Annotated in this window: 23 protein-coding genes; 9 read left to right on the top strand and 14 right to left on the bottom strand. The window is 71.0% G+C overall.

The window, feature by feature from the left end; translation table 11 throughout:
* Positions 1 to 112 precede the first annotated feature (112 nt).
* Positions 113 to 325, top strand: a complete 213-nt coding sequence (locus tag G537_RS0105530) for a hypothetical protein (RefSeq protein WP_026869253.1) — start codon at positions 113 to 115, stop codon at positions 323 to 325.
* Here G537_RS0105530 and G537_RS0105525 read toward each other — a convergent pair.
* Positions 306 to 1,376 (bottom strand): adenylate/guanylate cyclase domain-containing protein, encoded by a 1,071-nt coding sequence (locus G537_RS0105525; protein WP_026869252.1) that lies wholly within the window; start codon positions 1,374 to 1,376, stop codon positions 306 to 308. The two genes, G537_RS0105530 and G537_RS0105525, sit on opposite strands and share 20 nt — an antisense overlap.
* 105 nt (positions 1,377 to 1,481) lie before the next feature.
* On the opposite strand from G537_RS0105525, the gene G537_RS0105520 reads away from it, so the two are divergent.
* A complete protein-coding gene (locus tag G537_RS0105520; RefSeq protein ID WP_026869251.1) occupies positions 1,482 to 1,937 on the top strand; it encodes an SRPBCC family protein in 456 nt (151 codons plus the stop codon).
* Positions 1,938 to 1,974: 37 nt separating this feature from the next.
* Positions 1,975 to 2,433, top strand: coding sequence for an SRPBCC family protein (locus G537_RS0105515; protein ID WP_026869250.1), 459 nt, complete (start codon positions 1,975 to 1,977; stop codon positions 2,431 to 2,433).
* Between the two features lie 42 nt (positions 2,434 to 2,475).
* Here G537_RS0105515 and G537_RS36600 read toward each other — a convergent pair whose 3' ends face one another.
* Positions 2,476 to 3,456: a LuxR C-terminal-related transcriptional regulator gene (locus tag G537_RS36600; protein ID WP_211230296.1), complete on the bottom strand. Its 981-nt coding sequence runs from the start codon at positions 3,454 to 3,456 to the stop codon at positions 2,476 to 2,478.
* A 267-nt stretch (positions 3,457 to 3,723) separates the two neighbouring features.
* Entirely contained in the window at positions 3,724 to 4,110 is a 387-nt protein-coding gene (locus G537_RS0105505; protein ID WP_026869249.1) for a DUF983 domain-containing protein, read from the bottom strand.
* A gap of 78 nt (positions 4,111 to 4,188) precedes the next feature.
* Here G537_RS0105505 and G537_RS0105500 point away from each other — a divergent pair, with 78 nt between their 5' ends.
* Positions 4,189 to 5,535, top strand: coding sequence for an aminotransferase-like domain-containing protein (locus tag G537_RS0105500; protein ID WP_026869248.1), 1,347 nt, complete (start codon positions 4,189 to 4,191; stop codon positions 5,533 to 5,535).
* A 42-nt stretch (positions 5,536 to 5,577) separates the two neighbouring features.
* On the opposite strand, the gene G537_RS0105495 is transcribed toward G537_RS0105500, so the two are convergent.
* Positions 5,578 to 6,570: a LysR family transcriptional regulator gene (locus tag G537_RS0105495; protein ID WP_245578940.1), complete on the bottom strand. Its 993-nt coding sequence runs from the start codon at positions 6,568 to 6,570 to the stop codon at positions 5,578 to 5,580.
* A gap of 63 nt (positions 6,571 to 6,633) precedes the next feature.
* Here G537_RS0105495 and G537_RS0105490 point away from each other — a divergent pair, with 63 nt between their 5' ends.
* The gene (locus tag G537_RS0105490) at positions 6,634 to 7,470 is read left to right on the top strand and encodes an oxidoreductase (RefSeq protein WP_026869246.1); all 837 of its coding nucleotides are present in this window, start codon (positions 6,634 to 6,636) and stop codon (positions 7,468 to 7,470) included.
* A gap of 99 nt (positions 7,471 to 7,569) precedes the next feature.
* Here G537_RS0105490 and G537_RS36595 read toward each other — a convergent pair whose 3' ends face one another.
* The 3 genes from G537_RS36595 to G537_RS0105475 are packed head-to-tail and all read right to left on the bottom strand — an operon-like array spanning position 7,570 to position 9,762.
* Positions 7,570 to 8,394: a metallophosphoesterase family protein gene (locus G537_RS36595; RefSeq protein ID WP_051247935.1), complete on the bottom strand. Its 825-nt coding sequence runs from the start codon at positions 8,392 to 8,394 to the stop codon at positions 7,570 to 7,572.
* On the bottom strand, positions 8,394 to 9,332 hold the full coding sequence (locus tag G537_RS0105480; protein ID WP_026869245.1) for a diacylglycerol/lipid kinase family protein: 939 nt from the start codon (positions 9,330 to 9,332) through the stop codon (positions 8,394 to 8,396). The genes G537_RS36595 and G537_RS0105480 overlap by 1 nt, the downstream gene beginning before the upstream one ends.
* Before the next feature lie 10 nt (positions 9,333 to 9,342).
* Entirely contained in the window at positions 9,343 to 9,762 is a 420-nt protein-coding gene (locus G537_RS0105475) for a hypothetical protein (RefSeq protein WP_026869244.1), read from the bottom strand.
* 244 nt (positions 9,763 to 10,006) lie between these two features.
* Between G537_RS0105475 and G537_RS0105470 the strand changes: the two genes are divergently transcribed.
* Both G537_RS0105470 and G537_RS0105465 read left to right on the top strand, forming a co-directional pair.
* Positions 10,007 to 10,459, top strand: coding sequence for a (2Fe-2S)-binding protein (locus tag G537_RS0105470; RefSeq protein ID WP_026869243.1), 453 nt, complete (start codon positions 10,007 to 10,009; stop codon positions 10,457 to 10,459).
* Positions 10,460 to 10,474: 15 nt separating this feature from the next.
* A complete protein-coding gene (locus G537_RS0105465) occupies positions 10,475 to 12,643 on the top strand; it encodes a xanthine dehydrogenase family protein molybdopterin-binding subunit (RefSeq protein WP_026869242.1) in 2,169 nt (722 codons plus the stop codon).
* A 55-nt stretch (positions 12,644 to 12,698) separates the two neighbouring features.
* Here the strand turns inward: G537_RS0105465 and G537_RS0105460 are convergent, their stop codons facing one another.
* From G537_RS0105460 to G537_RS0105445, 4 genes are all read right to left on the bottom strand, one after another.
* The gene (locus G537_RS0105460) at positions 12,699 to 13,313 is read right to left on the bottom strand and encodes a LysE family translocator (protein ID WP_026869241.1); all 615 of its coding nucleotides are present in this window, start codon (positions 13,311 to 13,313) and stop codon (positions 12,699 to 12,701) included.
* Between the two features lie 62 nt (positions 13,314 to 13,375).
* Complete coding sequence (locus tag G537_RS0105455) at positions 13,376 to 14,197, bottom strand: SDR family oxidoreductase (protein ID WP_026869240.1); 822 nt, start codon at positions 14,195 to 14,197, stop codon at positions 13,376 to 13,378.
* A 180-nt stretch (positions 14,198 to 14,377) separates the two neighbouring features.
* Positions 14,378 to 17,140, bottom strand: a complete 2,763-nt coding sequence (gene polA, locus G537_RS0105450; RefSeq protein ID WP_026869239.1) for a DNA polymerase I — start codon at positions 17,138 to 17,140, stop codon at positions 14,378 to 14,380.
* 72 nt (positions 17,141 to 17,212) lie between these two features.
* On the bottom strand, positions 17,213 to 17,578 hold the full coding sequence (locus G537_RS0105445; protein WP_026869238.1) for a VOC family protein: 366 nt from the start codon (positions 17,576 to 17,578) through the stop codon (positions 17,213 to 17,215).
* Positions 17,579 to 17,707: 129 nt separating this feature from the next.
* On the opposite strand from G537_RS0105445, the gene G537_RS0105440 reads away from it, so the two are divergent.
* Positions 17,708 to 18,355, top strand: a complete 648-nt coding sequence (locus G537_RS0105440) for a dihydrofolate reductase family protein (RefSeq protein WP_026869237.1) — start codon at positions 17,708 to 17,710, stop codon at positions 18,353 to 18,355.
* A gap of 20 nt (positions 18,356 to 18,375) precedes the next feature.
* On the opposite strand, the gene G537_RS0105435 is transcribed toward G537_RS0105440, so the two are convergent.
* Genes G537_RS0105435 through G537_RS0105425 form a run of 3 tightly spaced genes read right to left on the bottom strand, consistent with a single transcriptional unit; the run spans position 18,376 to position 19,650 of the window.
* The gene (locus G537_RS0105435; protein ID WP_026869236.1) at positions 18,376 to 18,570 is read right to left on the bottom strand and encodes a hypothetical protein; all 195 of its coding nucleotides are present in this window, start codon (positions 18,568 to 18,570) and stop codon (positions 18,376 to 18,378) included.
* 40 nt (positions 18,571 to 18,610) lie between these two features.
* Positions 18,611 to 19,024 carry a hypothetical protein gene (locus G537_RS0105430; protein ID WP_026869235.1) on the bottom strand — a complete coding sequence of 138 codons (414 nt, stop codon included), beginning with the start codon at positions 19,022 to 19,024 and terminating at the stop codon, positions 18,611 to 18,613.
* A complete protein-coding gene (locus G537_RS0105425; RefSeq protein ID WP_026869234.1) occupies positions 19,024 to 19,650 on the bottom strand; it encodes a TetR/AcrR family transcriptional regulator in 627 nt (208 codons plus the stop codon). The genes G537_RS0105430 and G537_RS0105425 overlap by 1 nt, the downstream gene beginning before the upstream one ends.
* 161 nt (positions 19,651 to 19,811) lie before the next feature.
* On the opposite strand from G537_RS0105425, the gene G537_RS0105420 reads away from it, so the two are divergent.
* The gene (locus G537_RS0105420) at positions 19,812 to 21,977 is read left to right on the top strand and encodes a TonB-dependent receptor (RefSeq protein ID WP_051247933.1); all 2,166 of its coding nucleotides are present in this window, start codon (positions 19,812 to 19,814) and stop codon (positions 21,975 to 21,977) included.
* The last annotated feature ends 4 nt before the right edge of the window (positions 21,978 to 21,981 follow it).

Below are 21,981 nucleotides of genomic sequence, written 5' to 3'. Positions count from 1 at the left end.
CTTTGCTGGCGCGGACGTGTCCTAATCGATTTTGGCTTAGGTCCGTTTCGATATAGACAATTTTATCTAATCTTCATAGATAGGGGTGTCGTCCCCCCTTCCGGATCGGCGCATGAGCTGCCTGACCGCCTGTGAGATTGAACGCTCGGCCCGCATCCTGCTGCGCCGGCACGGCCCGGCCGCGCCGCAGGAGGCGCGGCGGCAGGCGGAGACATGCGCCGGCGGCGGCCAGCGCCACTGGGTGGCGACGTGGCTGCTGATCGCGGAGATCTGCGAGGAGCTGCTGTCCTCCGGCGCCGGGCCGGTCACGCATCCGGCAGGGTGAAGACGGCGCAGGGCGCCGCGATGCCGCGCAGCGCGTGCTGGCCCAGCGGCACCAACGGCGCCGCGGTCTCGGCGGCGACCGCGCCCGAGACCAGCACCGGCCGGCCGAGCGGCCGGCACAGCCCCTCCAGCCGGCTGACCAGGTTGACGGCGGGGCCGATGGCGGTGAAGTCCAGCCGGTCGGCGGCGCCGATATTGCCCCAGGTCACCTCGCCGAGATGCAGCGCCGCGCCGAAGGGCAGGGGCGGAAGCCCCTGGGCCTGCCGCGCCGTGTCGAGATGGGCCATGCCGGCGCGGGCGGCGGCGACCGCGCGCAGCGCCGCGTCGCAGGCCTCGGCCGGCGTGCCGGTGACCGGGAAGATCGCCAGCACGCCGTCGCCCATGAACTTCAGCACCTCGCCGCCGAAGGCGTGCACCGCCCCGGCGACGCGGTCGAACCAGGCGTCGAGCGCGGCGATCACCTCGGCCGGCGCCGCCGCCTCGGACAGGGCGGTGAAATCGCGCAGATCGGCGCAGAGCAGGGCGGCGCGGATGGTCTCGCCGGCGCCGCGGCGCAGCGCCCCCGCCTGCACCCGGGCGGCGCTGCGCCGGCCGAGATAGGCCTCCAGCAGGGCCGCCAGCCCCGCCCGCGACGCCAGCGCCGCCAGCGGCGCCGCGGCGAAACGCGCGGCCTGGCGCAGCCGGCCGGCCTCCTCGCGATCGAACGGCCGGGTCCCGGCCCAGGCCAGCACCGCCGGCCCGGCGGTCTGCTCCTGCACCGGGCCCGGCCCCAGCCCGGACAGCCAGTCGCGGCCGCCCCGGCCGGGCGGGCCGGCCGCCGCCAGCGGCATGCCGGCGAAGCCCAGCGCCTCGATCACTGCCCCGGTTCCGGCCCGCCACAGCCAGGTGCGGCGGGCGACGATCGGGTGCGGCACGGCGAGCGTCAGGGCGCCGCCGGCCAGCGGCAGACCGTCGGCCGCGAGGCGGCCGCCGAGCTCGGCCAGGAAACGGTCCGGTCCGGGTGCGGCGGCGGCATCGTCCACCAGCCAGGCGAGGGGCGCGGGCAGGTCCATGCCGCGATCATGCCGCCGCGGCCCCGGCCCTGTCATCCGCGGCGGTGGAGACGCCCGGCCGCGTGCCGTGCTATTTTGCCGGGATCGGCGGCAGGGGGAGGCACGATGGACGACACGACCGTCTTCCGGCGCGAGATCCGCGTTCCGGCGCCGCCCGCCACCATCTTCGCCTTCCTGACCGACCCGCAGCAGATCCTGCGCTGGATGGGCCGGACCGCGACGCTGGAGCCGCAGCCCGGCGGGCTCTACCTGCTCGACGTCGACGGCATCAACATCGTGCGCGGCGCCTTCCGCGAGGTGGTGCCGGTGCACCGGCTGGTCTACAGCTTCGGCTGGGAGGGCAATGCCGAGGTGCCGCCGGGGTCGAGCCTGATCGAGATCGACCTGATCGAACAGCCGGACGGCACGCTGATGCGGATGACCCACAGCGGCCTGCCGCCGTCGGCCGTGCCGGCCCATGCCAGGGGCTGGATGCATTATCTCGAACGGCTGGCGGCCGTGGTGGCCGGCGGCGATCCGGGCCCCGACCCGCTGCCGCCCTGCGACCACCGCGAATCCTGACCCTCCCGCCCGCCGCCGCAACCGTGGAGGAGACCGAATGCCAGACGATCTCGTCGTCCGTCGCGAGACCCACATCCCGGCGCCGCCCGCGGCGGTGTTCGCCCTGCTGACCGATCCGGAGAAGATCCTGCGCTGGATGGGCACCGAGGCGCAGATCGAACCGCAGCCGGGCGGCCTCTATCTCGTCAACGTCACCGGCGCCCGCTTCGCCCGCGGCGCCTTCCGCGAGGTGGTGCCGGTGCACCGCCTGGCCTACAGCTTCGGCTGGGAGGGCAGCGAGGTGGTACCGCCGGGGTCGAGCCTGGTCGAGATCGACCTGATCGAGCAGCCGGACGGCACGCTGCTGCGCCTGACCCACACCGGCCTGCCGAGCGCCGAGCAATGCGCCGGCCATGCCGAGGGCTGGGCCCACTATCTCGACCGCCTGGCCGCGCATGCCGGTGGCCGCGACCTGGGTCCGGACCCGTGGCTCGGGCGGGACGGGGGGCAGGACTAGCCCGCCCCTCCGCCGCTGCCGCTTCCGCGGCTTCCCGCGGGCTCAGCGCCATCCCTGCAGGCGAGCCGGACTTCCTGCGGAGGACCAGCCGCGCGTGGAGCCGGGCCGGGATTGCGTGAGGTTGTGGAGCTTGTAGGCGACCTCCGTGCGGTTCCGGGCCTGCAGCTTCTTCATGATGCTGCGGATATGCACCTTCACCGTGCTCTCGCAGAGATTCAGCTCATAGGCGATGATCTTGTTGGCCTTGCCTCTGGCGACCGCCTCGGCGACGGCCGCCTGCCGCTCGGTGAGCAGAGTCTCCAGGGGCGCGACGCCCTGAGGCGGTTCCGAGGAAAGCCGCTGGACCTGCATCAGGCTGCCGGCCGGCACGAACAGGCCGCCGGCCCGGGCCAGCGAGATCGCCTCGACGGCGACGGAGAGGCTGACGCTGGTCGGGATGTACCCGCGGGCGCCGTGGCCCAGGATCCTGAGCACATGGGACGGGTCCTCGATGTCCCCTATCACGATCGTGGGGATATGGCCGAACTCCCGCGCCAGGAGCTGGAGGTCCGCCGCCAGGCCTTCGTCGTCCGCATCCATCGCCCCGATGCCCAGCAGGATTGCGGCCGTGCCCTCGCGGACCGGCCCGTCCTGCAGCCATTCGTCGAGGCGGGCGAAGCAGTGGTTACGGAACCGGCATTCGGTCGCCTCGAGCGCCCGCGCCAGGCTGTCGCGGCCGAGGGTGCGGGGATCGATGATCGCGATCAGCGGTGTGCGTGCGTCCGACGGCGGCGAGCTCACGGCCGCGGCAGCATCCACAGGATGGTCGATGCCATGGGCCGGCTGGGCGGAAGCCATCTCTCCGGAAGTGGTGTCGTCGATCGCGTCGAACGGAGTTGCCTTATAAGCAATCATGATAATTCCTGCTAATTTTGTGAGTCTCTGTAATTTTTCGGCAGTTTCGTCTTTCTTATTATAGGTGCTTTTCTTGTTTTGGGTTCTGGAGGTTCGTGTCGTTTCACTATTTTGGTGGATCCTGACCATTCATGAGGATGGGAGGATCAGCCGCTGGGAAAATTAAAACATGACAACGCCGGGGAGAGTCAAACGTATTTATAAAATTTTATATACAATTTAGACTAATCGGATCTAGCCCGTTTGGGTAGGTCGTTTCCGCGAAAGGCTGTCGTCCGGCCACCATTGCGTGAGTGCAGCAGGGGCGCCTGAATCGCGGGGAGCGACGTTGTTCCCGACCGGGGACGGCCATATCGCACCGGGCGGCGCCGGTCTCGCATCCGGTTCTCGACGCGGTCAGTCCTCGCCCTTGCGGGCCAGGCGTCCCTCGCGGGCATCGTTGATGTACTGGGCGGCGACCAGCCAGCCCTTCAGCGGCCGCAGCAGCGCCAGGCAGCCGCCGATCAGCATCGGTGCCGAGGTCAGGAGATGCACCCAGAACGGCGGCTCATAGGTCAGCTCCAGCCAGGCGGCGAAGGCGATGATCGGGAAGCTGACGATCGACATGACGAAGAAGGCCGGGCCGTCCGCCGGGTCGGCGAAGCCGTAGTCGAGGCCGCAAACCTCGCAGCGCGGCGCCAGGGTCAGGAAGCCGCGGAACAGATGGCCCCTGCCGCAGCGCGGGCAGCGCGCCCGGATGCCGACCTCGAAGGGCTTCAGAGTCGGGTGGCTGGGCTGGGCCATGGCGAGTCCTCGGCGATTATTGTATGGTCTTCATGATCTGATATTTCCATACACTATTGAGAAGTGTATGGTGATGCGATGGACCGTCGCACCACCGAGCCCGTTCCGAAATACCTGGCCATCGCCGCCGGATTTGTGGATCTCATTCGATTCGGCGACCTTCCGGCGGGCACGCGGCTGCCGCCGCAGCGGCGGCTGGCTGCGGAGCGGGGTGTCGACCTCACCACAGTGACACGGGCATACGATGAGCTGAAGCGTATGGGGCTGGTCGAGGGCCGCCCCGGCAGCGGCAGCTTCGTTCGCGCCGCCGCGCCCGGCGGGGCGGCGGGCTTCGATCTCAGCATGAACGTGCCGCCGCAGCCCGCGGGCCTGGGCGACCGGGTCGCGAAAGGGATCGCCGATCTGCTGGCGGCGCCCGGCGGCGCCGCCGGCCTCACCTACCAGCCCGCCGGCGGCGTGCCGCAGGACCGCGCCGCCGGGGCCGGATGGCTGGCGCGCCGCCTCGGCCGGTTGCCGCCGGAGCGGGTGATCGTGGCCGCAGGGGTGCAGAGCACCCTCTTCGCCCTGCTCGATCTGCTGCTGCGCCCCGGCGAGACCCTGGCCTGCGCCGCGCTGACCTATCCCGGCATGAAGACGATCGCCGCGCAGCGGGGCTTCGATCTCGTCGGATTGGCGCATGATGCCGAGGGGCTCGACCCCGACGCCTTCGCGGATCTGTGCCGGGCGGCCCCGCCGAAGGCGCTCTATCTGGTGCCGACGATCGGCAACCCGACCACCGCCACGCTGCCGCCGCCGCGGCGACAGGCGATCGCGGCCACCGCACGGCGGTACGGCGTGGCGCTGATCGAGGACGACGCCTATGGCGCGCTGCCGGAGGCCGGACCGCCGCCGCTGGCGGCCCTGGCGCCGGAGATCACCTGGCATCTCGCCACCCTGTCGAAATGCGCCACCCCGGCGCTGCGCATCGCCTATGTCGCGGCGCCGGATGCCCGTCAGGCGTCGCGGCTGGCCGCCGGGCTGCGGGCCGTCAGCCTGATGGCGTCGCCCCTGACCGCCGCGCTGGCGACACGCTGGATCGGCGACGGCACCCTGGACGGGCTGGCGGCGGCGATCCGGGCGGAGAACCGGGCGCGGCAGCAGCTCGCGCGCGAGATCCTGGGGGAGGCGTCGATCGCGGCGCAGCCGGACGGCAATCACCTCTGGCTCGGCCTGCCGGCCGGCCGGGGGCGCGCCGGGCTGGTCGCCGCCGCCCGCGAGTCCGGGCTGCTGGTGGTGGCGAGCGATGCCTTCGACGTCTCCGGCTCGCCGCCGGAGGCGGTCCGCCTCTCGCTCGGCGGGGTGCCGGACCGGGCGCGGCTCCGCCAGGCCCTAACCCTCCTCGCCGGCCTCCTGGCCGACCCCGGCGCCGTGCCTGCGATCGTCTGAGCCCGCTCACCCCGCCGGCAGCGCCTGCCGGCTGGCGACGGCTCACTGTCCGGCGGAACTCCCGGCATCGCGGCCCCCGACATCCCTCACGGCGTCGATGAAGGCGCGCAGCGCCGGCGCCATCTGCCGCTGCTGCGGGTAGCACAGGAACAGGCCCGGGAACGGCGCGGACCATTGCTCCAGCAGAGGGACGAGGCGGCCGGCGGCGATATCGCCGGTGACCGTCTGCTCGACGGCGAAGCCGATGCCGATGCCCCGCAGGGCCGCGCGTCGCGCCATCTCCTTGTCGTCGACGATGAGCGGGCCGTCGACCGCGACGGAAAACCAGCGGCCGTCCTCGCAGAACTCCCAGGCATAGGGCGCGGCATGCCCGGGCCAGCGCCAGCGGACGCAGCGGTGATGCACGAGATCGCGCGGATGCTCCGGCCGGCCGCAGGCGGCCAGGTATTCGGGCGAAGCCACCGCGATCTGGCGCATTTCGGGCCCGAGGCGCACAGCGATCATGTCGCGCTCGATCACCTCTCCGATGCGGATCGCCGCATCGAAGCCGCCGGCGACGATGTCGACCACCTCGTCATCGAGCGTTATGTCGAGCACGACATCCGGGTAGGACCGCACGAAATCGGGCAGAATCGGCTCGATATAGCTCTCGGCGGCCGAGCGGAAGGCGTGGATGCGGACGGTGCCGGCCGGCCGCTCGCGATAGCGCCGCACCTGCCCGATCGCTTCGCCGAGCTCCGACACGACGGGCCGCACGCGACGGAACAGGTTCTCGCCTGCCTCCGTCAGCGCCACGCTGCGGGTCGTGCGGTTCAGCAGCCGCACCCCGACGCGCTCCTCGAAACCGCGAACCATCTGGCTCAGCGCCGATGGCGACACGCCGAGCACCTCCGCCGCGCGGCTGAAGCTGAGCAACTCGCCCACGGCGACGAAGGCCCGCAGCTGATTGTAGTCGCTGCCCGACAGAAGGGAGACCATGGCGCCATCGCAGCATTTTTTAGCTGAACTCACAAGTTCTGTCAGAATCGCAACCATTCTGAACCTGGTCGGCCGGGCCTATCTCGGGGTTCGCAACGGAGACCCCATGAAGGAGACCCCATGACGACGTGGTTCATCACCGGCATCTCACGCGGCCTCGGGCTCGCCCTGGCCAGGGCGGCGCTCGCCGAGGGCGACACCGTGATCGGCACGGTGCGGAGCGGCACGCCCGATCTCGACCCCGGACCCGGAACACTGCACGTCCTGACCCTCGACCTCGCGGACGGCGCCGCCATCGACGTTACGGTCGAGCGGGCCTTCGCGCTGGCCGGGGCGATCGACGTCATCGTCAACAACGCCGGCTACGGCCTGCTCGGCGCCGTCGAGAAGGCGACGGACGCCGAGGTGGCGCGGCTGTTCCAGGTGGACGTGTTCGGCCCCTTCGCCATCATCCGCGCGGCGCTGCCCCGGCTCCGGGCGCAGGGGGCCGGACATATCGTCAACATCACGTCGATCGCCGGGCGCGCGCCGACGATCGGCACGGCGCTGTATTCCGCGGCGAAATACGCCCTCGAGGGCCTGTCGGCGAGCTTGGCCCAGGAGATCGCGCCGCTCGGCATCAAGGTGACGGCGGTGGCGCCGGGCGCCTTCCGCACCGACTTCCTCTCCGCTCATTCGATCCGCAAGAGCGAGGTGGGGGACGAGGCCTATGCGGCCGGCGTCCGGCGCAGCGCCGCGGCTTTCGATGACATGGCCGGCAAGCAGCTCGGCGATCCGGACCGCGCCGCCCGGGCGATCATCGCGACCGTTCGCGCGGACGAGCCGCCGCTCCACCTGCTGCTCGGCACCGATGCCCTGCGCCGCGCCAGGGAGAAGCTCGACGCGGTCATCGCGGAAATGGACCGCTGGGAGGATGTGACCCGCAGCACCGATTTCCCCGCGGCCGCGTCCGTCTGACTCGGCGGGTCCGTGGAGTTCCAGGCGGCACGGACCCGTTCCGGCCTTCGATGGGAGATCGCGAACGCGCGCGAGCGAGTGCCGACGGCGCCCGCCGGTTCACCCCGCCGGCAGCGCCTGCCAGCGGCCCTTCACCTTCTCGAAGCTCTGCGCCGGCATCGGGGTGAAGCCGGCGCCGTCCCAGCGCCGCGGCTCCAGCGTCAGCCGGTCGCCCTCGATCAGGATGCGGTTGTAGGCGTTCGGCTCGTTGCGCCGCCGGCTGGAGGTCGCGGTCGCCGCCTGCGCCACCAGGATCGGGCGGCGCACCTTGCCGTGATAAGTGGTGACCTCGCCGTAGAAGCCCCGGTGCAGGTGGCCGGTCAGGATCAGGTCGACCCCGGCGGTGGCGAAGAAGCGCAGCGCCGTCTCCGCCCGCCCGATCAGCTTGGTCCCGGGGGCGTCGGGCGGCGGCAGGAAGGGATGATGCGCCACCACCACCTTCAGCATGCTGCGGGGCAGGGCGCGCAGCGTCTCCCGCACCCGCTCGATCTGCCCCAGGCTGATCGATCCGTGCGACCAGTTCCAGTGCGCCACCAGCCGCCGGGCGGTATTGACGCCGATCAGCACGATCCCGTCCTCGACCAGCAGCGGGGCGGTGTCCGGGGTGATGTAGCGGCGGTAGCGCGAGAACGGCTTGGTGAAGCGCGACAGCAGGTTGTGCCGCGGGATGTCGTGATTGCCGGGGACCACGATGTAGGGGGCCGGCAGCCGGTCCAGGAAATCCCGCGCGGCCGCGAATTCGGCGCTGCGCGCATCCTGGGTCAGGTCGCCGGAGACGGCGACGACCGAGGGGGCGAGCGCCTTCAGCTCGGCCAGCAGGGCCTCGACCAGCGCCGGCTCGGTGCGGCCGAAATGCAGGTCGGAGATGTGGGCGACGCTCTTCATCACTCCGGCGCTTCGGGCGTGTCGGGATCGGCGCGCGGCACCAGCACGGTCAGCGCCTTGGGCAGGATGCGATAGCGCAGGGGCGTCGCCAAGAGGTGGTTCTCGCCGTCATTCGCGACCCACAGCCGCGCCCGGCGCGAGATCACGGTCACCCGGCGCGCCTGCAGCGCCGCCGCCGCCGGGTCCTGCTGCCAGGTGCCGGCGACGATGCGCGCGATCAGGCGCCACAAGTCGAGCCGGCGGCCGATCCGCGCGGCGTAGACGCCCAGCGTGCCGCCGTCCAGCCCGGTGCGGCTGTGGATCGCGGCGAAGCCTTCGGCCAGCGGGTTGTTGGTGACCGCGAGGGTGCGGGTGATCAGCCGCAGCGGCCGCCCGTCGGCCTGCAGCACGACATGCAGCCGCGGCCCGCGGTCGTAGCCGCGGAGGAAGGCGCGCACCAGCCGCAGCCATTTCATCGGTCCCGGATCGTGCCGCATTCGTTCCCGCTGCAGCACCATCCGCGGGGCGATGCCGGGCAGCGAGCTGTTCAGGAAGATCCGGTCGTTGACCAGGCCGACATCGATCCGCCGGGGCGTGCCGGCCAGGAGGGTCGCCACGGCGGCCTCGGGCGACAGCGGGAGGCCGAGGTCGCGGGCCAGCAGGTTGGCGGTGCCGAGCGGCACGATGCCGAGCGGCCGGGCGGCGCCGGACCGGTTCTCCGGCAAGAGACGTTCGGCCGCGGCGATGATGGTGCCGTCGCCGCCGCCGACCAGGATCGCCTCCGCGTCGGAGGCGACGGCGGCGTCCAGCGCCCGGCACAGCGCGATCCCTTCGGCCACGGCCACCAGCGGCTCGGCCCCGGCCTCGGCCAGGATGCCTTCGAGCCGGGCCGCGATCGCCTCGGGAGGCTGGCCGAGAAGCGCGCCCGCGGCGCCGTTCAGCACCAGCGCGACACGCATCCGGCAATCCTCAGCGGGCGGTGCCGGTGACGCCGCCCTCGCAGGTGCAGGCGGTGCTGGGGATCGTGCCGCCCGGAAGCGGGCAGCTGCCGACCATCGTGACGCAGCGATAGGCGGCGCCGACCGACGGCGCCGGCAGCAGCGGCGTGCTGGGCACCTTGCGGCTCAGGCTCTCCGCCTCGCGCGGCGCCGGAACCGGCTGCGGCCGGAACGGCGCCAGCTGCGGCGGCCTGAGCTGCCCGGGCGGCGTGATCGGCTGCGGGGCCAGGCGCTGGCCCCCCCGGATCGGCGGCGATCCGACGCCGCCGGCGCAGGGGCTGCTGATCTGCGACGGGTTGACGATGCATTGCGCCATGGTGGGCACCGTGGCGGCGGGGGCGGCCGCCACGGCGAGGCCGGCGGCGAGCGCCAGGCGGATCAGCGGGCTCATGCTGATGACATGTGCGGGGGGCCGGTTTCTTCAATGGCCGGAGGGCGCGATGTTTCGCTGCGCGACCTTCGCGTTTCGTTCTAAGCTGTGGCGAGAATCGGAAGTCGGGCGCGGTGTCGGGCCATTGCCGGCCGGCGGAGCGCAGCCGAGCTTCGAACACGTCGTAGATCCTGTCGATAGACGGAACCGGCCGCCCAGCGCGGCCGGCCGCGTCCCATAAGCCCCAGCCACCCGAGAGGCAGCCATGGCTTTCACCCTCAAGATCAACGGCACCCCGCACGAGGTCGATGTCGACGGCGACACCCCGCTGCTGTGGGTGCTGCGCGACGTGCTCGGCATGACCGGCACCAAGTTCGGCTGCGGCCTGGCCCTGTGCGGCGCCTGCACCGTGCATGTCGACGGCCAGGCCGTGCGCTCCTGCCAGACCCCGGTCGACAGCATCGGCGACAGCGCCGTCACCACCATCGAGGCGATCGGCGAGACGCCGCAGGGCAAGGCGCTGCAGCAGGCCTGGCTGGAGCTGGAGGTGGTGCAGTGCGGCTACTGCCAGTCCGGCCAGATCATGTCGGCGGCGGCGCTGCTGGCGGAGACGCCGAAGCCGACCGATGCCGATATCGACGCCGCCATGTCCGGCAATGTCTGCCGCTGCGGCACCTATCAGCGGATCCGCGCCGCGATCCACAAGGCCGCGGCCTGAGGGGAGGAACAGACCATGCCTGATGGTTCGCAGACCCTCGACCGCCGCGGGTTCCTCAAGGTCGGCGCCGCCATCGGCGGCGGCCTGGCCCTCACCGTCGCCCTGCCGCCGGCGCTGCGCCCGGCCCTGGCGGAGACCCAGGTGTCGCACCGCTTCGTGCCGAACGCCTTCATCCGCATGGATCCCAAGGGGCTCGTGACCCTGGTCATGCCCTCGGCCGAGATGGGGCAGGGCATCTACACCGCCGAGGCCATGCTGCTGGCGGAGGAGCTGGAGGTCGGGCTCGACCAGGTCCGGCTCGAGCATTCGCCGCCGGACGACGCGGCCTATGGCAACGCGCTGCTGGGCAGCCAGGCGACCGGCGGCTCGACCTCGATCCGGGCCTTCTGGACGCCGCTGCGCCAGGCCGGCGCAGTCGCCCGCACCATGCTGATCGCGGCCGCGGCCCAGCAATGGAACGTCGATCCGAAGACCCTGAAGGCCGAGCGCGGCGCGGTCACCGACGGCAAGCGCAGCCTGAGCTATGGCGAGCTGGTCGACCTGGCCGCGACCCTGCCGGTGCCGGATCCGAAGGACGTGCCTCTGAAGGACCCGAAGGACTTCACCCTGCTGGGCACCCCGGCCAGGCGCATCGACTCGCCGGACAAGGTCAACGGCAAGGCCGAGTTCGGCATCGACGTGAAGCTGCCGGGCATGAAGGTCGCGGCGATCGCGATCTCGCCGGTCACCGGCGGCAAGCCGAAGACGGTCGACGAGGCCGCGGCGATGGCGGTCAAGGGCGTGCGCCAGGTGGTGAAGACCGACGCGGCCGTGGCCGTGGTCGCCGACCATATGGGCGCGGCCAAGAAGGGGCTGGAGGCGGCGGCGGTGCAGTGGGACGACGGCCCCAATGCCAATGTCAGCAGCGCCGACATCGTCCGCCAGCTCGAGGAGGAATCGAAGAAGCCCGGCGCCGTGGCCCGCAACGAGGGTGACACGGAGAAGGCGCTGGCCGGCGCGGCGCAGCGGCTGGAGGCGATCTACCAGGTGCCGTTCCTGGCCCATGCGACCATGGAGCCGATGAACTGCACCGTCCATGTGCGCAAGGACGGCTGCGACATCTGGGTCGGCACCCAGGTGCCGACCATGGCCCAGGGCGTCGCCGCCGAGATCACCGGCCTGCCGAAGGAGAAGGTGCGGGTCCACAACCACCTCCTGGGCGGCGGCTTCGGCCGGCGGCTCGAGGTCGACGGCGTCGCCCATGCGGTCAAGGTGGCGCAGCATGTGGACGGCCCGGTGAAGGTGGTGTGGAGCCGCGAGGAGGACACCCAGCACGACATGTACCGGCCGTACTACTACGACCGGTTCGCGGCCGGCCTCGACGCGCAGGGCAAGCCGGTGGCCTGGACGCACCGCATCGCCGGCTCGTCGATCATGGCGCGCTACTTCCCGCCGGGCTTCCAGAACGGGATCGATCCGGACGCGGTCGACGCCGCGGCCGAGCCGCCCTACGCCTTCCCGTCGATCCGGGTCGAATATGTCCGGGTCGAGCCGCAGGGCGTGCCGACCTCCTGGTGGCGCGGCGTCGGCCCGACCCACAACGTCTTCGTGGTCGAGAGCTTCCTCGACGAGCTGGCGGCGGCGGCCAAGCAGGACCCGGTCGCGTACCGCAAGGCGCTGCTCGGCCACAACCCGCGCGCTCTCGGCGTGCTGACGCTGGCGGCCGAGAAGGCGGGCTGGGGCCAGCCGATGCCGAAGGGGCACGGCCGCGGCGTCATGGTGCAGTTCGCCTTCGGCAGCTACGTCTCGATGGTGGCGGAGGTCGAGGTGGCCGGCGACGGGTCGATCAAGGTCCGTCGCCTCGTCTGCGCCGTCGATTGCGGCCTGACGGTGAACCCGGACACGATCGAGGCGCAGGTGCAGGGCGGCGCGATCTTCGGCCTGACCGCGGCGCTGCACGGCAACATCACCTTCGCGAACGGGCGGGTCGAGCAGGGCAATTTCGACACCTACCTGCCGATGCGGATCGACGAGGTGCCGGTGGTCGAGACCCATCTGGTCGAGAGTGCCGAGGCGCCGGGCGGCATCGGCGAAACCGCGACCGCCGCCGTCGCCCCGGCGGTGGCGAACGCGATCTTCGCCGCCACCGGCAAGCGCCTGCGCAGCCTGCCCTTCGATACCGATCAGCTGAAGTCGTCGTCGTGAGCGACATGCGCCGGCATGGCCGTCAGATGGCGGCGGTGCCGGCGCTTCGGTCCCCTCACCGAGCCCGGGCGAAGGCGAGCCAGACCCCGCCGCCGATCAGGCAGACGCCGCCGGTGCGCGACACCAGCCGCACATGCCGGCGCGACAGCATGGTGCCGGCCCGCCCGGTCAAGAGGGCGTACATCCCGTCCGACAGCGCCGCGACGACCAGGGCGGTGGCGCCCAGCAGCAGCACCTGGCCGGACTGGTCGCCGCCGGGCTGGACGAATTGCGGGATGAAGGCGCCGAAGAACAGCAGCATCTTCGGGTTGCTCAGCGCCACCAGCAGGCCCTGCAGCACGAAGCCGCCGCGCGGCGGGCGCAGGGCGCCCGGTTCGGCCAGCGCGTCCGGGGCGCGCAGCAGCTTCCAGCCGATCCAGACCAGATAGGCGGCGCCGGCCAGGCGCAGCCAGTCGAACCAGTGGCCCATGGCCTCCACCACCGCGGCGAGGCCGACGACCAGGACGCCGAGCATCAGGACGAGGCCGATCTGGCCGCCGAGGATGTTGAGCAGGCCGGCGCGGGTGCCGTGGGTCAGGCTGTTGGCGACGATCAGCGTCACCGACGGCCCCGGGATGATCGCGACCAGGATGCAGGCGGCAATATAGGCGAGATAGACCTCGACGGTCATGGGCGGCCTCCTCCGAACCGAAGCGCAACACGGTGTCACGGCTGGGGGCTGGGGGGAAGATCCTATCCCTTGGCCGCGGCGGCCATCGCCTGCTCGGCGATGATCCCCATCGAGGCGGCGGCGCCGCCCAGCGACCAGCCGCCGTCGACCGGCAGCACCGCGCCGGTGATGAAGGCGGCCAGCGGCGAGGACAGCAGGCGGCAGGCGGCGGCGATGTCCTCGGCCGCGCCCATCCGGCCCAGCGGCACGCTGCGCTGGACCATGGCGCGGGCCTGCGGCGTCGGCGCCAGCCGGGCCATGCCTTCGGTGTCGTCGATCGGGCCAGGGATGACGGAGTTCACGCGGATGCCGTCGCGGCCCCATTCCATCGCCAGCACCCGGGTCAGCATGTCGACCCCGGCCTTGGCGGCGCAGACATGGGCCTGCATCGCCATCGGCGCCGCCGCCTGCGGGGCGGAGATGTTGATCACCGACGCGCCCGGCTTGCGCAGGAAAGGATGCGCCGCCCGCAGCACGTTGAAGCTGCCCAGCAGGTCGATGTCGACCACCGACTTGAAGCCGTTCGCCGACATGCCGAGAGCCGTCGCCGGGAAGTTCCCGGCGGCGCCGGAGACCAGCACGTCGAAATCGCCATAGGCGTCGTGCGCGGCTTTCAACGCGGCCTCGGTGGCGGCGTAGTCGCGGACATCGGCCGCCGTGCCCATGGCCTCGGCCCCGGCCTCTTGGAGGCGGGCGACCGCCGCCTCGACCTTCTCGGGGCTGCGGCTCATCACCGCGACGCGGGCCCCGGCCCGGGCGAAGCCGAGGGCGATGCCGAAATTGATGCCGCTGGTGCCGCCGGCGACGAAGACCGCCTTGCCGGCGAAGTCGATGGTCTCGGCCATGGTCTGGCTCCTTATTCGCGCGATGACGACGGAGAGGCCATCATCGAGCGTCTTGCCGAAAGAGAGCCGTCATGGCGAGCCCCGCAGGGGCGTGGCCATCCAGGGTCCGGTGCCGCTGGATGGCCACGCCGGCTTCGCCGGCTCGCCATGACGATGAGACGGTGGATGTCATCGGGCAAATCAATGCGCCTCGGCCCAGCTGCGGCCGATGCCGGCTTCGGCGATCAGCGGGACCTCGAGCGTCGCCGCCGACTGCATCACCGCCTGGGCCACCTCGGCGGTGCGCTGCGCCTCCGCCTCTGGCGCCTCGAACAGCAGCTCGTCATGCACCTGCAGCAGCATGCGGGCGCGCAGCCCCTCTGCCGCGAGCGCCCGCGGCAGCCGGCCCATGGCGCGCTTGATGATGTCGGCGGCGGTGCCCTGGATCGGGGCGTTGATCGCCTGGCGTTCGGCGAAGGCGCGGCGGGCCGGGTTCGGGTCCTTGATCCCGGGCACGTGGCATTTGCGGCCGAACAGGGTCTCGACCCAGCCGCGCTCGCGCGCCGTGCGCTTGGTCTCGTCCATCCAGGCCTTCAGCTCCGGCAGCCGGTCGAGATAGGCGCGGATGAAGGCCGTGGCCTCGGCCTGCGGGATGCCCAGCTGCGCCGCCAGGCCGAAGCCGGAGATGCCGTAGATGATGCCGAAATTGATCGCCTTGGCTTTGCGCCGGATCTCCCCCGTCATCTCCTGGAGCGGCACGCCGAACACCTGGCTCGCGGTCATGGCGTGGATGTCGGTGCCGTCCTGGAAGGCCTGCTTCAGCAGGGCGACGTCGGCGATCTGCGCCACCAGCCGCAGCTCGATCTGGCTGTAGTCGACCGAGACCAGCCGGTGCCCTTCCTCCGCCACGAAGGCGTAGCGGATCTTGCGCCCCTCCTCGGTGCGGATCGGGATGTTCTGCAGGTTCGGCTCGTTCGAGGACAGCCGACCGGTGTTGGTCGCGGCCAGCGAGAAGGAGGTGTGCACCCGCCCCGTGCGCGGGTTGATCTGGCCCTGCAGCGCGTCGGTGTAGGTGCCCTTCAGCTTGGCCAGCTGGCGCCATTCCAGGATCTGCGTCGCGATCGCGTGGCCCTGCGCCGCCAGCTGCTCCAGCACGCTGGAATCGGTCGAGTACGCTCCGGTCTTGCTGCTCTTCTTGCCGCCGGGGATGCCCAGCCGCTCGAACAGCACCTCGCCCAGCTGCTTCGGGCTGCCGACGTTGAAGGGGCCGCCGGCCAGGACGTGGATCTCCGCCTCCAGCGCCGTCATGCGCTCGGCGAACTCCATCGACAGCCGGGCCAGGGCGGCGCGGTCGACCTTGATGCCCGCCATCTCCATGTCGGAGATGACGCCGACCAGCGGCCGCTCGATGGTCTCGTAGACCGTCGTCATCCGCTCCGCCACCAGCCGCGGCTTCAGCAGCATGTGTAGGCGCAGCGTGATGTCGGCGTCCTCGGCGGCATAGGCCAGGGCCTTGTCCAGCGGCACCTTGTCGAAGGTGATGGCGTTCCTGCCGGTGCCGCAGACCGAGGAATAGGGGATGGTGCGGTGCTGCAGATGCAGCTCCGACAGCTCGTCCATGCCGTGGCCGTGTGCCCCGCCGTCGAGGGTGTAGGAGATCAGCATGGTGTCGTCCCAGGGCGTGATCGGCATGCCGATGTCGGGACGGCTCAGCACATGGTCGTCGTATTTCAGATTGTGCCCGACCTTCAGCACCGACGGGTCGGTCAGCACCGGCCCGAGGATGCGGCGGACCTCCCCGATCGGGATCTGCTTCAGCGCGGTGCCCTCGAGGTTCAGCCCGTCGCCGCCCGGAGGCACATGGCCGATCGGGATGTAGCAGGCCTTGCCCGGGGCGACCGCCAGCGAGATGCCGCACAGCATCGCCGCCTCGGCGTCCAGCGAGTTGGTCTCGGTGTCGATCGCCAGCACCCCGGCCTCGACCGCCGCATCGGCCCAGCGCTGCAGCGCCGCCACGTCCTGCACCAGCTCGTAGTCCTGGGCGATCGCCTCGGGCTTGCCCGGGGCGGCCAGGTCCGGCTCGCCGTCGGCCGTGGTACCCAGCTTCTCGAAGGAGGCCTCGACCCGGGTGATGGTCGAGCGGAACTCCATCTCCTCCAGGAAGCCGACCAGCTTCTGCCGGTTCGGCGGCCGCACCACGATGCCGTCCAGGCCGACCGGCACCGGCGCGTCGCTGCGCAGCTTCACCAGCTCACGGCTGATCCGCGCCTGCTCGGCGTACTGGATCAGGGATTCGCGCCGCTTCGGCTGCTTGATTTCGCCCGCCCGGGCCAGAAGGGTGTCGAGGTCGCCGAATTCGGTGATCAGCTGCGCCGCGGTCTTGATGCCGATGCCGGGCACGCCCGGCACGTTGTCGACGCTGTCGCCGGCCAGGGCCTGGACGTCGATCACCCGGTCCGGCGCGACGCCGAACTTCTCCATCACCTCGGCCGCGTCGATCGGCTTGTTCTTGATCGGGTCCAGCATGGTCACGCCGTCGCCGACCAGCTGCATCATGTCCTTGTCGGAGGAGACGATGACGACGCGGGAGCCTTCCTCCTTCGCCATCCGGCAATAGGTCGCGATGATGTCGTCGGCCTCGAAGCCCTCGACCTCGATGCCCGGCAGGTTGAAGGCCTCGCTGGTGGCGCGGATCAGCGGGAACTGCGGCACCAGCTCCTCCGGCGGGTCGGGCCGCTGCGCCTTGTAGGCGGGGTAGATCTCCTTGCGGAAGCTGCGTTCCGACTTGTCGTAGATCACCGCCAGATGGTCGGCGTCGAGATCGGCCAGCAGGCGGATCAGCATGTTGGTGAAGCCGTAGACGGCGTTCACCGGCAGCCCGTCCGACTTGCGCATCATCATCGGCAGCGCGTGGAAGGCGCGGAAGATGTAGCCGGAGCCGTCGATCAGGTAATAGGTCTTCATGGTGGCCTCGGGCGGAACAGAGCGCGACCATGCCGCGCCGGAGGGCGGGTGTCCACCCGGTCGGGTGAAGGCTCAGGCGGGCTGGAACAGCTCGACCACGTTGCCGGACGGGTCCTCGCACAGGATCTGCCGGCCGCCGGGGCCGGTGACGATGTCGTTGCGGAACCGGACGCCGTTCTGTCGCAGCGAGGCGACCAGGGCTTCGAGATCGTCGACCTGCAGCACGAATCGATTCCAGCCGCCGGGCTCGGGCTTACGCCCGTCCGGCATCGGCCGGCTGGCCGAGGCGCCGGGACCCGCGGTCCAGAGGATCAGCCCGTCCCGTTCCAGGATCGCCATGTTCGGCCCGAACTGCTGCTGCAGCCGGAAGCCCAGATGCTGCGTGTAGAACGCGACCGCCTGGTCCACGTCGTGGACGATGTAGCGGACCGACGCCATGGCGCTGCCTCCCCCGGTGATTTTGGCCGAGAGGATAGCCCGGGAGCCGGTCTTGCAGAAACTGATTGCGAAATATAACTGGTTAAAATATGAAATCAGAATCAAGCCTCACCGGAAAGGAAACGCACCATGTCCAAGCTCGTTGTCCGCGCCTTCTCCATCTCCCTGGACGGCTACGGCGCGGGGCCGGCGCAGAGCCGCGAGGACCCGCTCGGCAAGGGCGGCGAAGCGCTGCACGAATGGTTCTTCCCCACCCGCACCTTCCGGGCCATGTCCGGCCAGGAGGGCGGCGAGGCCGGGGTCGACGAGGATTTCGCCGCCCGCAGCTTCGAGAATGTCGGGGCGTGGATCCTGGGCCGGAACATGTTCGGGCCGGTGCGCGGCCCCTGGCCGGACCACGGCTGGAAGGGCTGGTGGGGCGACAACCCGCCCTATCACGTGCCGGTCTTCGTCCTGACCCACCATGCCCGGCCCTCGCTGGAGATGGAGGGCGGCACGACCTTCCATTTCGTCACCGACGGCATCGAGGCCGCGCTGGAGCGCGCGAGGGACGCCGCGGGCGGCAAGGATGTGCGGGTCGGCGGCGGGGTCGCCACGGTCCGGCAGTATCTGCGCCGGCGGCTGATCGACGAGATGCACCTCGTCGTCTCGCCGATCCTGCTGGGCAGCGGCGAGGCCCTGTTCGCCGGGATCGACCTGCCCGCCCTGGGCTACGGCATCGGCGAGCGCGTCGCCACCGCCGCCGCCACGCATTTCACCGTGACGAAGCAGGGCTGACGCCGCACGCCGGCAGCCTCCTAACCGTCACCCCGGCGTCGCCGCCGTCCGGCCGCGACGATGATGCGGCGCCGCCAGCGGCGCAGGCGCGGAACGTCCATCGACAGGAGGGAGACGGCCCCCGACAGCAGGAGGGGGCTCGTCGGGCTCGGGATCAGGCCGCGGACCAGCATGAGGAGGGCGAGCCCGATGCGGACGCCCCTGCGCCTGGGCACGCGAAGCCTCCAGCGTCCGAACGACAGATAGGCGGGTGGGCTATTCGTCATCGGCGGGGACGGCGCCGGCGAGGAGGGATCGCGCCATGCGCTCGGCCTCTTCGCGTCCGGGCACGATCTTCAGGGTCAGGCCGAAGGCCAGCGCCAGGGCGGCGCCCTGGGTGCGCTTCAGCAGCCGCATCGCCTTGTCCGGCTCGATCGAGACGATGCCCCGGCACCGGGTCGCCAGCGGCTTCTTGTGCTGCTTCAGCCACAGCATGCGAAGCTTCCGGTCCTCCTGCGCCTCGTCCTCGACGGTGTCGAGGAAGACGAGCACGAACGGCGTGTCCTGGCGGAGGAGGGCCTCCATCTCCGCCGCCCATTGCGGGCCGTAGCCCCGCGGCAGGCCGCGGCCGCTCAGGCGCACGATCGGGAAGTCGGCCAGGTCGTGCAGGGTGAACGCCGCGGGATCCATCACCTGGTCTCCGTCTGCGTCCGGTCGGGGCCGATCAGGCCCAGGATGCAGTCGATGAAGGCGTCGTCCGTGGGCGGCTCGGCCCCGGTCACCGCCAGCGCGTCGCGGATCTCGGTCTGGCTGTGCAGCCAGAACTGGATCAGGCTGCCGCCGATGATCATGGCCAGCCCGGGCGGCATGTCGCTGCGGATGAAGCCCGCCTGATGGGCCCGCTCGAAGACGGGGACGGCGCGGGCGTTGAGCGTGGCCGACCGGGTCTTCCGTTCCCCCGCCGGTCCTTCCAGCAGCCGCCAGAGATTGAAGCGGAAGGCGGCCGGGTGCTCCTTCCAATAGGCCATGTAGCTGCGCAGCGCCCGCGGCACGCTCTCCGCCGCAGGGACATCCGGCGCGATCGCCTCCGCCATGTAGTCCAGGAAATCGGCCGAGATGCGCTCGCCGACCAGGTTCCACAGCGCTTCCTTGGTGCCGAAATGGTGGTGCAGCAGGCTCTGGGACACGCCGGCGCGGGCGGCGATGTCGCGCATGCCGGCGCCGTGGAAGCCGCGCTCGGCGAAGGCGGCCAGGGCCGCCTCCAGGATCAGGTCCCTGGCATCGGGCAATGAGAAGACGGGCTTGAGCTCCGGCATCGGGGTATCTCCGGGCGCTGATCAACAGAACTGTTGACTGATCGCATGATCAGTATGGATATTGCAAGTCATTCGCATGCCTGGAGCCAGCCGCAGATCGCGCCGAGATCTCGCCGCACGCCAGCCACGGGAGCGATGGTCCGCGTGTGAAGGGGGGTCCCGTGCCTGTTTTCCGAAGAGCTCCGGTCCGGTGCGGCGGCGTCCCGCTCCTCGCCCTCGTTTCGCTTCCGGCGCTGCTGACCCCGGCGGAGGCGCCGGCCCAGGACGACACCCTGGTGCTCGAGCCGATCGTCGTCACCGCCCGCAAGCGCGAGGAAGACCTGCAGCAGGTGCCGATCAGCGCGACCGTGCTCGAAGGCGACCGGCTCGACATCTCGCCGATCGCCTCGAATGCGGACCTCGCCCGCTCGGTGCCGAACTTCAGCTTCGTCGATGTCGGCGGCCAGTCCTCGAACTTCGGCAATATCCGCGGCATCGGCTCGTTCTCGCCGGTCTCGGGCGACGACACCTCGGTGGTCTTCTATGTCGACGAGATGCCGCAATCGGTCTTCGGCGTCGCCCCGAACCTGGTGGATGTCGACCAGGTCGCGGTGCTGCGCGGTCCCCAGGGCACACTGTTCGGCCGCAACAGCCAGGGCGGCGCGGTCAGCATCGTGCCGCGGCGGCCCGCCCTGGACCGGGAATTCTCCCTGACCGGCGAGATCGGCACCGACGGCTATGCGCTCGGCCAGATGGTTGCCAACGGCGCCCTCGTCCCCGACAGGCTGGCCGGCCGGCTGGCGCTGAGCTGGTCGCATTTCGGCGGCGACATTCCCAACCTCGCCGCCGGCGGCGACGACGGCGGGCTCGACATCGGCGCCGCGCGCGGGGCCCTGCGCTTCACGCCCGACGACCGCAGCGAGGCGCTGCTGACCTTCTCCTACGGCCGCGACGACACGCATTCGCCGCGGTTCCTGCTGCGCGACACTCCGGATTTCCCGGTCAGCGAGACCGACCCGCGGAACCATGTCGACACCGAGACCACTGGCGTCAGCCTCAGGATCCGGCACGAGTTCGAGGGCTTCGCCTTCACCTCGCTGACCGGCGCCCAGCGCGACCGGTCGAGCCAGCGGATGGACCTGACCGACGGGCTGGTCTTCGCCCGGATGACCGGCCTGCCCTCCTCGGTCTTCGACGTCCCCGGTGCCGACATCGCCGATATCGACTTCGACCAGACGAGCATCCTTCAGGAGTTCCGCCTGACCTCGCTGCCGGACAGCGCCGTCGCCTGGACCGCCGGCGTCAACTTCTACCGCTCCGCGTTCTCGTCGGATCGCAACGGCCGGGCCGTCACGCCGGCCTTCCTTTCGGTCAACGGCGCCCAGGCCAATGACGTCGTCACCAACAGCTACGCCGTCTTCGGCGAGGTCACCGTGCCGGTGGCCGACCGGCTGAAGGCGACCTTCGGCCTGCGGGCGACGCATGAGCACAAATCGGCCACCTATCGGTTCGACGGCGACGGGCTGCCGGGAGTCGTGCCGTCCTTTGGCGACGAGCAGGATCTCGACGACAACTTCCTGACCGGCCGCGCGGCGCTGAGCTACGACTGGACGCCCGGGCTCATGACCTATACCTCGATTTCGCGCGGCTATGTCTCCGCGGGCTTTCCGGCGATCGCGGTCAACAGCGGCCTCGGCCGGCCGGAGGATGCGTTCCCGGCCTCGGAGAGCTGGACCTACGAGGTCGGCTTCAAATCCACGCTGTTCGGCGACCGGCTGAGGCTGGACGGGGCGCTGTTTTACAACGACGTGAGGAACGGCCATCTCGTCGTCTTCGACGCGGCCCAGGCGCTGTTCACCACGACGGCGCTCGATTATTCGAGCTATGGCGGCGAGATCGAGCTGACCGCGCGCCTCGCCCCCGATCTCGACCTCTTCGGCGGCGTCGGCGCCACCCATGCCGAGCTTGGGCGGGTGCCGGCGGGCAGCCTGACCGGGGCCAGGTCCGGCGGCGATGTCCCGAACGTCCCGGCGCTGACCGCCAATCTCGGCATCGAGTACCGCTGGGCGACGGATTCCGTCGGGTTGCCCGGCGATCTCGTCGGACGGCTCACCTATCAGCATGTCGGCGCCCGGGCCGCCGACGTGGCCAACACCTTCGACCTCTCCGCCTATGACATCGTCAACGCCCGGCTGAGCTGGGAGGGCGACGGGCTGCGCCTCTACGCCTTCGCCACCAACCTGACGGATGAGCGTTACGAGAGCTGGGGCCAGAGCTTCGGCGGCATCCCCACGATGCGCGTCGGCCAGGGCCGGGTGGTCGGGGGCGGCGTATCGGTCGAGTTCTAGGGCG

The organism is Inquilinus limosus DSM 16000 (assembly GCF_000423185.1).
In the GTDB taxonomy this organism is placed as follows: domain Bacteria; phylum Pseudomonadota; class Alphaproteobacteria; order DSM-16000; family Inquilinaceae; genus Inquilinus; species Inquilinus limosus.
This window is presented reverse-complemented; position numbering and strand designations above follow the sequence as displayed.

Excerpts from the sequence above, each read along its gene's own strand:
- G537_RS0105530 (WP_026869253.1), top strand. The coding sequence starts at position 113 with ATGAGCTGCCTGACCGCCTGTGAGATTGAACGCTCGGCCCGCATCCTG.
- G537_RS0105525 (WP_026869252.1), bottom strand. The coding sequence starts at position 1,376 with ATGGACCTGCCCGCGCCCCTCGCCTGGCTGGTGGACGATGCCGCCGCC.
- G537_RS0105520 (WP_026869251.1), top strand. The coding sequence starts at position 1,482 with ATGGACGACACGACCGTCTTCCGGCGCGAGATCCGCGTTCCGGCGCCG.
- G537_RS0105515 (WP_026869250.1), top strand. The coding sequence starts at position 1,975 with ATGCCAGACGATCTCGTCGTCCGTCGCGAGACCCACATCCCGGCGCCG.
- G537_RS36600 (WP_211230296.1), bottom strand. The coding sequence starts at position 3,456 with ATGGTCAGGATCCACCAAAATAGTGAAACGACACGAACCTCCAGAACC.
- G537_RS0105505 (WP_026869249.1), bottom strand. The coding sequence starts at position 4,110 with ATGGCCCAGCCCAGCCACCCGACTCTGAAGCCCTTCGAGGTCGGCATC.
- G537_RS0105500 (WP_026869248.1), top strand. The coding sequence starts at position 4,189 with ATGGACCGTCGCACCACCGAGCCCGTTCCGAAATACCTGGCCATCGCC.
- G537_RS0105495 (WP_245578940.1), bottom strand. The coding sequence starts at position 6,570 with ATGGTTGCGATTCTGACAGAACTTGTGAGTTCAGCTAAAAAATGCTGC.
- G537_RS0105490 (WP_026869246.1), top strand. The coding sequence starts at position 6,634 with ATGACGACGTGGTTCATCACCGGCATCTCACGCGGCCTCGGGCTCGCC.
- G537_RS36595 (WP_051247935.1), bottom strand. The coding sequence starts at position 8,394 with ATGAAGAGCGTCGCCCACATCTCCGACCTGCATTTCGGCCGCACCGAG.
- G537_RS0105480 (WP_026869245.1), bottom strand. The coding sequence starts at position 9,332 with ATGCGTGTCGCGCTGGTGCTGAACGGCGCCGCGGGCGCGCTTCTCGGC.
- G537_RS0105475 (WP_026869244.1), bottom strand. The coding sequence starts at position 9,762 with ATGAGCCCGCTGATCCGCCTGGCGCTCGCCGCCGGCCTCGCCGTGGCG.
- G537_RS0105470 (WP_026869243.1), top strand. The coding sequence starts at position 10,007 with ATGGCTTTCACCCTCAAGATCAACGGCACCCCGCACGAGGTCGATGTC.
- G537_RS0105465 (WP_026869242.1), top strand. The coding sequence starts at position 10,475 with ATGCCTGATGGTTCGCAGACCCTCGACCGCCGCGGGTTCCTCAAGGTC.
- G537_RS0105460 (WP_026869241.1), bottom strand. The coding sequence starts at position 13,313 with ATGACCGTCGAGGTCTATCTCGCCTATATTGCCGCCTGCATCCTGGTC.
- G537_RS0105455 (WP_026869240.1), bottom strand. The coding sequence starts at position 14,197 with ATGGCCGAGACCATCGACTTCGCCGGCAAGGCGGTCTTCGTCGCCGGC.
- polA (WP_026869239.1), bottom strand. The coding sequence starts at position 17,140 with ATGAAGACCTATTACCTGATCGACGGCTCCGGCTACATCTTCCGCGCC.
- G537_RS0105445 (WP_026869238.1), bottom strand. The coding sequence starts at position 17,578 with ATGGCGTCGGTCCGCTACATCGTCCACGACGTGGACCAGGCGGTCGCG.
- G537_RS0105440 (WP_026869237.1), top strand. The coding sequence starts at position 17,708 with ATGTCCAAGCTCGTTGTCCGCGCCTTCTCCATCTCCCTGGACGGCTAC.
- G537_RS0105430 (WP_026869235.1), bottom strand. The coding sequence starts at position 19,024 with ATGGATCCCGCGGCGTTCACCCTGCACGACCTGGCCGACTTCCCGATC.
- G537_RS0105425 (WP_026869234.1), bottom strand. The coding sequence starts at position 19,650 with ATGCCGGAGCTCAAGCCCGTCTTCTCATTGCCCGATGCCAGGGACCTG.